This window comes from Kitasatospora sp. NPDC001660 (genome assembly GCF_053596725.1).
Genome location: NZ_JBSFGU010000059.1, coordinates 29,089 through 37,372 on the forward strand (window position 1 = coordinate 29,089; position 8,284 = coordinate 37,372).

Here is an 8,284-nt window from a genome sequence, read left to right on the forward strand (position 1 = left end):
GGCTGGAAAAAGTTGGCGCGACACGCCGAGGCCGTGATGCACGGGACTTCCTCGGCATGGCATGCTGCTGACCATGGCCAAGGGAAATGTGCGCATGCTCACCAACAGGGACTCGGGCTACGACCCCAGCAGCGGTGACATCTGGCGCGTCACGGTGAACCTTGACTCTGAGATCGCGGCCAAGCTGAAGCCGGCGCTGAAGGAGATTCACCCGCGTCTGGCCGCGGCCGGCTTCATCAGCAAGGTCATGGAGATGTTGCTGGAGCAACGCGACGCTCAGGCGGCCGATCCGGCTACGATGCTGAGCTGGGCCGCTGTCGTTGACAAGGTGAAGAAGGACGTCGCCGAGGCGGTCAGGGTGTCACAAGGACTCGGAACCCCCCAGGAGGCTCCACAGAAGTGAGTAATCCGCCCCCGGGCTCGTAAGCGACCACGGGGGCCTACCAACAACAACTGAATCTTGAGGGCCGGTCAGCTCCGAAGGTTGGCGCCAAAAGACGCTGATCCAAGCCCTCTCAACAGCTGGCGTCTGCGGGCAGAGGTCCCGAGCGGGGCTTCGTGCTGCCTGACGCCGTTATCCAGTTCTGGAGACCACTATAGCCACAGGTCCTCGGGTCGGCACCACCATGTCCGGAACCGGTGTGTCCACGCCGGCTTCCTCGGCACACGTCGATGCCCCCAGAAGCCGTACCGCCGGCTCCACTGACGGCGGTCTGTTCGTCCTCCCGGCGTCCCGTCGGCAGAAGAGGCCGAAGTCACGCGCCCTGCAGCAGCCGACCACTCCTCAGGAGTTTGCTGCCTGGCTCGATGCGCGGCTCTTCAGCGCGCCGATCTTCCTGATCGGTGCCGACAACAAGAAACTCGCCACTTCTCGGCCACGGACCCTGGCCGAGGCGTCTAGTCGCGTCCTGGCCGGCGAAGGCCGGTCGTACGTCGCGCACGCGCGAGCCGGCGTGTGCTGCGTCGACATCGACGGAGAAGATCCAGAGTGGTCCGTCAGTGCCCTCGAACGCCTGGTGCGCTGGGCCGAGAGTAAGGGTCTGTGGTGGGTCTCCCGCCGGTCGGGCGGCGGTGACGCACGTTGGCACCTGATCGTGCTGATTCCTCCTTCCGCCTCTTACCGCCACGCTGAAGATGAGTTCCGCGCCCTGGTCCAGTCGGTACGTGTGGAGTGGGGCGCGACGTCTCGTCAGATTGACTGGCGCCGTACTCTGCGACCGCTGTCCGCGCCTCACAGGAGCAGCGGGGAAGTAGAACTCCCCGAGGATGTTGCCGAGCTCTGGCGGAGTTTTCCGTCCTGGGCCCGCGACCTGCCCGAGCGCCGGATGACGCCGGTTCGTGCAGAGCAGCCGGCGATGCCCTGGACTCGTTCTCGTAAGGACATCAGCAACCCGGAGTTCTGGGACCGCCTGCGATCTCCCGATGCCGTGTATGCGTCGGACCGCTCTCTCTCCGAGTTGCTGTCGACAGCCCGACTGGCCATCGCCGGGTACACCTGCGAGTCGGCCTGGTCCGTGGTTGCTGACTCCCGGAACGCCGGCTTCGCCAGGTCCCGCGGGAAGGGGCAGGGTTGGTGGACCCGTTACGTCTGGGAGAAGGCTGTCGAGTACGTCGACAGCCACAGTCCTGTGACCGCCCGGCGGACCCCGCAGGCTCGATGGCAGCGTGTTGTCGGGCCTCTTTTGCTCGGCGTCCGCCGGCAATTCTGGGATGGCCTGAAGCCCGTTCAGCGCCACAGCGCGGAGCGTTTACTGGCTGCTGTCGGGGATCGGATGGCCCGCCAGACTCTGGCGAACTGCCCGATGCCGGAGAGGGACCTGGAGGCCGACAGCGGCCTCGCCCGAAACACTGTTCGCGCGATGCTGAGGCACTACGAGAGTGCCGGTGTCCTGGTCCGCACCCACACCTACGACTACTCGGAAGGTTCTGCGTCCAGCCATCAGTACGCTCTCAACCTCCTGGCTCTGGACTTCACTGCGGAAAGTACTGAACCACCATGTAGTCACACCCTGGGCCACCCCGGGCGCTCCTGGTACACCCTCGCCACCACCCTCGCCCTCACCCCCGGCCCCCACACAGAGACCAGCCTCTACCACCTCAGCGGCTACAGCTCCCGCCTCCAGCCCTCTTCCTCCCAGCTGCGAAACGTCTCTACCGGCCTCACCGCTCTGGTGCAGATGAAGGTGGTCCGGCGTACGGCCTCGGGTTCCTGGGAGCTGACACGGAAGGCCGGCCGCGCGACCAAGGCAGCGGTGTCCGCAGCGGTCCTCCGTACGGCCCGGATCGCCCGGGAGCGGGCAGCCTTCAGCGTGGCCCGGGAGAAGGCTCAGGCTGCCTGGAAGAGCCGTTGGGAAGCCCAGCGGGCACGTGCGGTGGAAAGGCGCGCGGTGGCCGACCAGAAGCGCCGTGATGCGTGGTGGGAAAGCCTGACTCAGCGCGAGCGTGACGCCCGTCGTGCGGCCTGGCAGGAGCGCTTCGCAGCCCTGTCCCCAGGCGAGCGCGAGGAGCGGGTGCTGCTGCTTCGAAACCGCCGTGCGATGGCTTCTCTGGGGGCTGCCGCATAGCTCCTGCCAGGACAATCGAATAGTCAGCTGACAAGAACTCAGGACACCCTCGGGAAAGGCTCCCAAGGGTGGCTCTGGAGTGTCATGTGGGTGCACACTAGGGTGTCAGGGGCCTGTCCTCTTCCACCCCCACTGACCTGCCATTTTCCCTCTTCTTCTCCGAGACCACACCCTCCCATCGTCCCTCAGAGATGGTGTGGTCTCGGAGAAGAAGGAGGAGGTTGAGATCAGTGGGGGTGGAAGAGGAGAGGTGTGGTAAGAGAGTTGATGTGGAGTGATAAGTTGAGAGTGGGTGAGAGGGGAAGGGTGGAGGTGAAAGAAAAAGGCGAAAGATAAAGACAGAGGCGAAAGTGAAAAGCAAAAGAGAAAGATAAATTTAAAACAGAACTATAGTGGGTGGGTGGATGGTTTGAGTGGTGGTGAGAGTTTGGCTTGGTAGTTGGGGCGGGCGGGTTGGAGTAGTTGTGTGAGTAGGGCTTTGGAGTTGGCTGTTGAAGTGAGCGGGAAGTTGGGCGGGAGTTTGAGTAAGTCGAAGGGAGGTGAGTTGTGTGGCGCGGATGACTGAGCGTGACATGGAGTTTCTTGGCTGGGTTGGCCGGTGGCGTGGGGTGACGAGCCGGCAGGTGGCTCGGGAGTTCGGTAGGCGAGGAGAGCTTCCGGGTGAGGCGGTGCTGGCTGAGCGGGTGGTGTATAGGCGGCTCGCAGCGCTGGAGGAGTTGGGGGCTGTGAGTTACAGCAGGCCCTTCGAGTCGTTGCCTCGGGTGTACTCCGTGACTGGGCAGGGGATGAAGCTGGCCGGTTTGGTGGGGTCGGTGGTGAGACCGAAGGTGAGCGACATCCACCATGACCTGGCTGTCGTGGATCTGGCGCACGAACTCTCTTTGTCCAAGCCGGGCGACCAGCTGGTGACCGAGCGGGAGATCCGGCACCTGGAAACTCCAGGTTTCGACCAGGAGGGCCGCGAGTTCCGGTTCTCTGCGTCAATGTCGGACAGCTCGGGTCGGAAGTTTCCGGACCTTGCGTCAGTGCGCGAGGTCTCTGGAGGTTCCACAGAGGTGTTCGTTCACGAGGTCGAGCGCACTCGGAAGGCGGTGCCGAGGCTCGTGCGGAACATGCTGATGTATGTCTACGCGAGCCACATCAGGGGGGCTGTGTTCTGGGCGTACCCCCCATTGTTCAAGTACGTGCAGGAGGCCAGCCTGACCGCCAACGAGAGGTCGGTTGAGTTGGGCAGGGGACGGAAGATCGCGATCCGTGAGTGGGACCCGGAGAAGCCGAGGAGTAGAGATGGCGAATGACCGTCGCCGGGGAGACCTTGCCGGTCGTCCAACGACTCAACAGAAGTGGTTGCAGCAGAGCACCACGACCGAGGCCGAGGCGATCTTGCGGGGGATGGGAGTACTCCTGGGGCTGCTCAACCCGGTGACTGCCCTTGTCATGCTGGTTCTTGTTGCGGGAGGATCCAGCCTTTCTCTGAAAGTTCGGCGCTGGGTTGCCGGAGCAGGCGTTCTCGGGGCTGTTGCGGCCCTTCTCCTGGGTCTGGTTCCGTACTACGTCCGGCCCTATCGCGAGCTCTGGTCGGCGGGCATTGGTCCGGGCGACTGGAACACGCAGGTAGCCTCCGCCGTGAGTTCTCGGTGGCTTGACTGGCTTCTCGGTCAGCTTCCGTTCGCGGTTCTGCTCGGCACGGCGATCGGCGGGTGCTGGTTGGTGCGCAGGACCAAGTTCGCCGCAGACTGGCGCAAGCCCGAGAAGATTGCGAGTGAGCGGAAGGTTTCCGGGGTCCTGCAGAAGGTGGCTGCGGGCACCGACGGTAGGAAGCCGGCCAAGTCGCTGACGGAGTTGCGGATCCGTCTGGGCGCTGACGAACTCACCGGCGAGATCGTGGAGATTCCCGCGAAGGCGCTGGGGATGCACCTGTTCATGGCTGGTGTCACCGGGTACGGCAAGTCGCGTTCGATTGAGCGCCTGGTCTACGAGCTGGTGGTCTCGCCGCACGCCCGCGGTCTGAAACTTCCGTTCATCTTCGCCGACCTGAAGGCTGACCCTGGTCTGATTGCTGCGATGCGCGGAGCCGCCCACGAAGCCGGCCGCGGGTTTCATCTGGTGACCGTCAACGGCCAGGGCACGACCTACAACCCCATCCGGCACGGGACGCCGGAGCAGATTCGCAGCCGCATCGTGGAGGCCTTGGACCAGGTGGCCGGCGGGGGCTTCAGCGAACCGCACCACCGGGAGGCCGCTGAGGAGTTCCTGCTGTTCGTGGTGCGCGCCTTGGACGACCTGGTCGCGGCCGGGGTTGTCGAGCAGTTCCCGGACGGGCGGCGGGCGTGGCGCCGTGACCTGGTCGACCTGGCACGGCTCATGACGCTGAAGGCTCTGGGCTCCCGGGTGGACAAGTTCTCCGCCATCGTCGGCGCGGAGCTGACCGAGTATCTGGAGTATCTGGAGAAGGAGGCCAAGGACCTCAAGCGTTCGATCCCGGGGCTGGCGACTCGCATTCGTAACCTCGTGTCGGGAGAAGGACGGCGAGTTCTCATCGACTCGCAGTCTGGCCTGGATCTGTACGCTGCGATCCACGCCGGAGACGTCGTCCTGTTCAGCCTGTCGGCGGCTGCGGACGCGAAAGCCGCCCGGCAGATCGGGACGATGTTCCTCACCGATCTCGGCGCCACCGGCGACAGGCTTCTCCAGGAAGGCTTCGGAGAGAGCGGCCGGATGTTCTTCGCGGGTGTGGACGAGTTCTCCGGTCTCGGCGGCGCCACGATGGCCGGCCTGTTCGCGCGGATGCGTGCCGCCGGGGGAAGCCTGTTCCTCTGCACGCAGGATCTCAGCGACCTGAAGGTGGTCTCGGAAGAGTTCCAGCGTGCCGTGCTGACCAACACGAACGTGATGATCCTTCACCGCCAGACCGCCTCCGCCGCAGAAGTCGCGGAGCTCCTGGGAACGTTCGAGGCATGGTCGGAGACGATCCAGGTCCAAGAGGACAAGGGACTGCTCGGATCCGTGACCGCCGGCTCGGGCGTCGGCTCGCTCCGCCAGGTCGACAAGTTCAAGGTTCACCCGAATGAGTTCAAGGAACTCGCCCAGGGCTGCGCGGTCGTCATGGTCGGATTCCCTGACGACCGGCTGTACCGGGTGCGTATGGCTCTCGCGCCCCGGTTCTCCGGCCCGCCGCCCGTCCTGCTCGACAAGACGGTGCCTGCACAGAAGACCGAGGAGAAGGCGCCGGCGTCCCTGAGCGCCGCTCCGTCGTCTGCACCAGCTGCGGAGAAGCCCTCGGCTCCCACTCCAGCGCCTGTTTCCGCGACTCCGGCCCCAGATCCCGGAGGCGACCCGGGGCCGGAAGATGACGCCTGGGACAACTTCTAGCAAGGCCGTCCAGCTCTTTGGCCAGGCGGGTCCGCAAAACCGGACCCGCCTGGCCAAAGTCGTTCTCGGCCGAGTTCTTCGTGGCCACCGCGGTGGTACCCGCCGCCCGAGTGGTTCAGGCGTTGACATCGAGGACGCTCCCGTTCATCGCGAGCGTTCGGTGTGACGGTCACACAAGGAGGCAAAGGGCACGCCTGACGGCGTGGTCGTGTTGGGCCGGCTCCTTCGTCGGGCGGTGTGGACCGCCTATTGGCGGGCGCATTTTCGGGGCGTCTGCGGCGTGGTGCAGTGCGGCGCTCCGCGCCAGCGGGGGTACCCGCTGCGCGGGTACCGGGGGTAGTGCGGCGCTCCGAGCCGCCAGCGGCAGGCCGTTGGTGACCGGGGCCGCCCGCTCGATGGGTGTTCGGGACAGGACGGCCCGTCAAGGGCGCCTTCGGCATCGCTACGCGATGCGCTTGCGCGGCTGGCCGGAGCGAAGCGGAGAGCCGGCGAGTGGGCGTGCCGATAGGCCGGCGATGCGAGGGGAGTTCCCGGCCGTAGCGGTCGGTGGGGTGTGGCGCCTGATTATTTGGGTGGGGTGGGCCGTCCGGCCCGCCCGCCCGACCACGTCACCGTGTGCGGCGGGGCCGCCCGCCCTGCCGCCTCGGTGCCGTGCCGCGGACATCGGCCCTGGCGGGCCTCGTCCGCGAGCACGAGCACCTCGCCGGCAGGGCGGGCGGCCCCGCCGCACACGAGCTCCGTGAGTCGGGCGGGCGGGCCGGACGGCCCACCCCACCCACCGCCGCCGATGTGACCCAAGTCACTCAAGTGGGAGGGGTATTGAGTGGACACCACCCCTCAATTACGGAAGAATAGAGATGTCGGAAAGGGGATAGCAGCCCCGGAACGACACGGCAAAAGCCCAGACCTTCAACACCACGGAGAACAGAATGACTGGCTTGCTCCCGACGGCACTGGAAGACCACCGCATGGACGTCCGCGTGGTGGACTCGCTCCCCGCGAAGGGCTACCCGGACCACGTGAACGGCGTTCGGCAGCTGGAGACCGTGGGCCAGCTCTACGGTGGCACCAAGGTCCTCGCCCACATCAACACGTCGGCCGATGAGGCGTACGCGCTGACTGACAAGCGTGCGCCGCACGCCCTGTACGAGTTCATGCTCATGTCCGCAGGGACCACGATCCGGCCGGGGCTGCACGACCACGCCCCCGAGTTCGGAAAGGCGCTCGGCGTGGTCGCCGCGTGCTTCGCCGAGCACTGCCGCCCCTACGAGCTGACCCCGGTCGTGTCGTGGAGCTACGACCCGAACACCCTGGACCGCGAGTCGATCCAAGGCGAGAAGCGGTTTCACGCACACTTCGTCGGACGGACGCTCAAGGACCGCGCAGAGGTCGCGCAGCGGGCCGTACGGGCGGGGGAACTCCCCGCAGTCCGGACCCGCCGGATCGTCGAGGAGGCGTCCGTACTGGGCGCCCTGCTGAGCGCGGACGTAGTGGACCGTGACGCCCTTCGGGTGCTCCAGCCCGTTCCGGTGCTCTCCACCCACACCGCCACGGCCACGGCACAGTTCCTGTTGCCGCAGGGGTGGCAGTCCCTCAGCGACCCGGAGTTCTACGCCGATCTCGTCTACATCCACCGCAAGCTGCGGAAGATGTACGACGAAGTAATCCGTACCTGCACCACCGGTACGGCCGGAACGTGGCAGCGGCCCGCCGTCCAGGACTTCGACCCGGAGAGCATCGACGTACCCCTTCGCACCGCGACCCGGGCGGCGCTCGCACACTACCTGCGCGCTCTGCGCCCGGAACTCCTGTCGCGGTCCCGGACCGAGCACGTGTACCCGCTGGCCGATCTGGCCTACGCGGTGACCATCGCAGAGCAGGAAGGAAACGTTTACCTGCACCTTCGCACGAACGTCTTCTCCGATCTCGGGGGAGCGGGAATCAGCATCATCGACGGAGTGATCGTGAAGACCAAGAAGGGGGTAGGGCACATGCGCCCGGACGAGATCGCGGCCCGAAGCGCGTTCCAGGCCGATTTCCTGCACCGGCTTCATAACCACCCGCTCGCGGCACGGGCCCTTTTCCCCAGGCTGTAAACCCTGACGGTGTGCCGGACCCGGCAGCGGGACCGGCACACCGCCGCCCCCTCAACCCTCACGGCCCGCCCCAAGACGGGCCGTGAGGCGCGGTACCCCGCCCCGGGCCGCCCCTCCCCAGGGGCGGCGCGGCCCGGGAAAGGACGCCCCCTTCGGGGGCGGCTGCCTGGTGGTCCGGTGCGTTTCCTGCGGGGCCGGCTCTCCGCTTCGCTCCGGCCAGCCCCTCCGGGCACCGGACCGAAGGACGCGCCC

General features: G+C 66.3%; 5 protein-coding genes. All 5 read left to right on the forward strand.

Features of this window, described 5'->3' with window-relative positions; genetic code table 11:
• The first annotated feature begins 61 nt into the window (after positions 1-61).
• The gene (locus ACWCXH_RS35400; protein WP_449805612.1) at positions 62-403 is read left to right on the forward strand and encodes a hypothetical protein; all 342 of its coding nucleotides are present in this window, start codon (positions 62-64) and stop codon (positions 401-403) included.
• 223 nt (positions 404-626) lie between these two features.
• Positions 627-2,564: a hypothetical protein gene (locus ACWCXH_RS35405; protein ID WP_449805613.1), complete on the forward strand. Its 1,938-nt coding sequence runs from the start codon at positions 627-629 to the stop codon at positions 2,562-2,564.
• Positions 2,565-3,121: 557 nt separating this feature from the next.
• Positions 3,122-3,862: a replication-relaxation family protein gene (locus tag ACWCXH_RS35410; RefSeq protein ID WP_449805614.1), complete on the forward strand. Its 741-nt coding sequence runs from the start codon at positions 3,122-3,124 to the stop codon at positions 3,860-3,862.
• Positions 3,852-5,936, forward strand: a complete 2,085-nt coding sequence (locus ACWCXH_RS35415) for a TraM recognition domain-containing protein (protein WP_449805615.1) — start codon at positions 3,852-3,854, stop codon at positions 5,934-5,936. The genes ACWCXH_RS35410 and ACWCXH_RS35415 overlap by 11 nt, the downstream gene beginning before the upstream one ends.
• 929 nt (positions 5,937-6,865) lie before the next feature.
• A complete protein-coding gene (locus ACWCXH_RS35420; RefSeq protein ID WP_449805616.1) occupies positions 6,866-8,032 on the forward strand; it encodes a hypothetical protein in 1,167 nt (388 codons plus the stop codon).
• Positions 8,033-8,284 lie beyond the last annotated feature (252 nt).

What these genes read in the sequence shown, in the direction of transcription:
- ACWCXH_RS35400 (WP_449805612.1), top strand. Translation starts at nt 62, where the DNA reads ATGCTGCTGACCATGGCCAAGGGAAATGTGCGCATGCTCACCAACAGG.
- ACWCXH_RS35405 (WP_449805613.1), top strand. Translation starts at nt 627, where the DNA reads ATGTCCGGAACCGGTGTGTCCACGCCGGCTTCCTCGGCACACGTCGAT.
- ACWCXH_RS35410 (WP_449805614.1), top strand. Translation starts at nt 3,122, where the DNA reads ATGACTGAGCGTGACATGGAGTTTCTTGGCTGGGTTGGCCGGTGGCGT.
- ACWCXH_RS35415 (WP_449805615.1), top strand. Translation starts at nt 3,852, where the DNA reads ATGGCGAATGACCGTCGCCGGGGAGACCTTGCCGGTCGTCCAACGACT.
- ACWCXH_RS35420 (WP_449805616.1), top strand. Translation starts at nt 6,866, where the DNA reads ATGACTGGCTTGCTCCCGACGGCACTGGAAGACCACCGCATGGACGTC.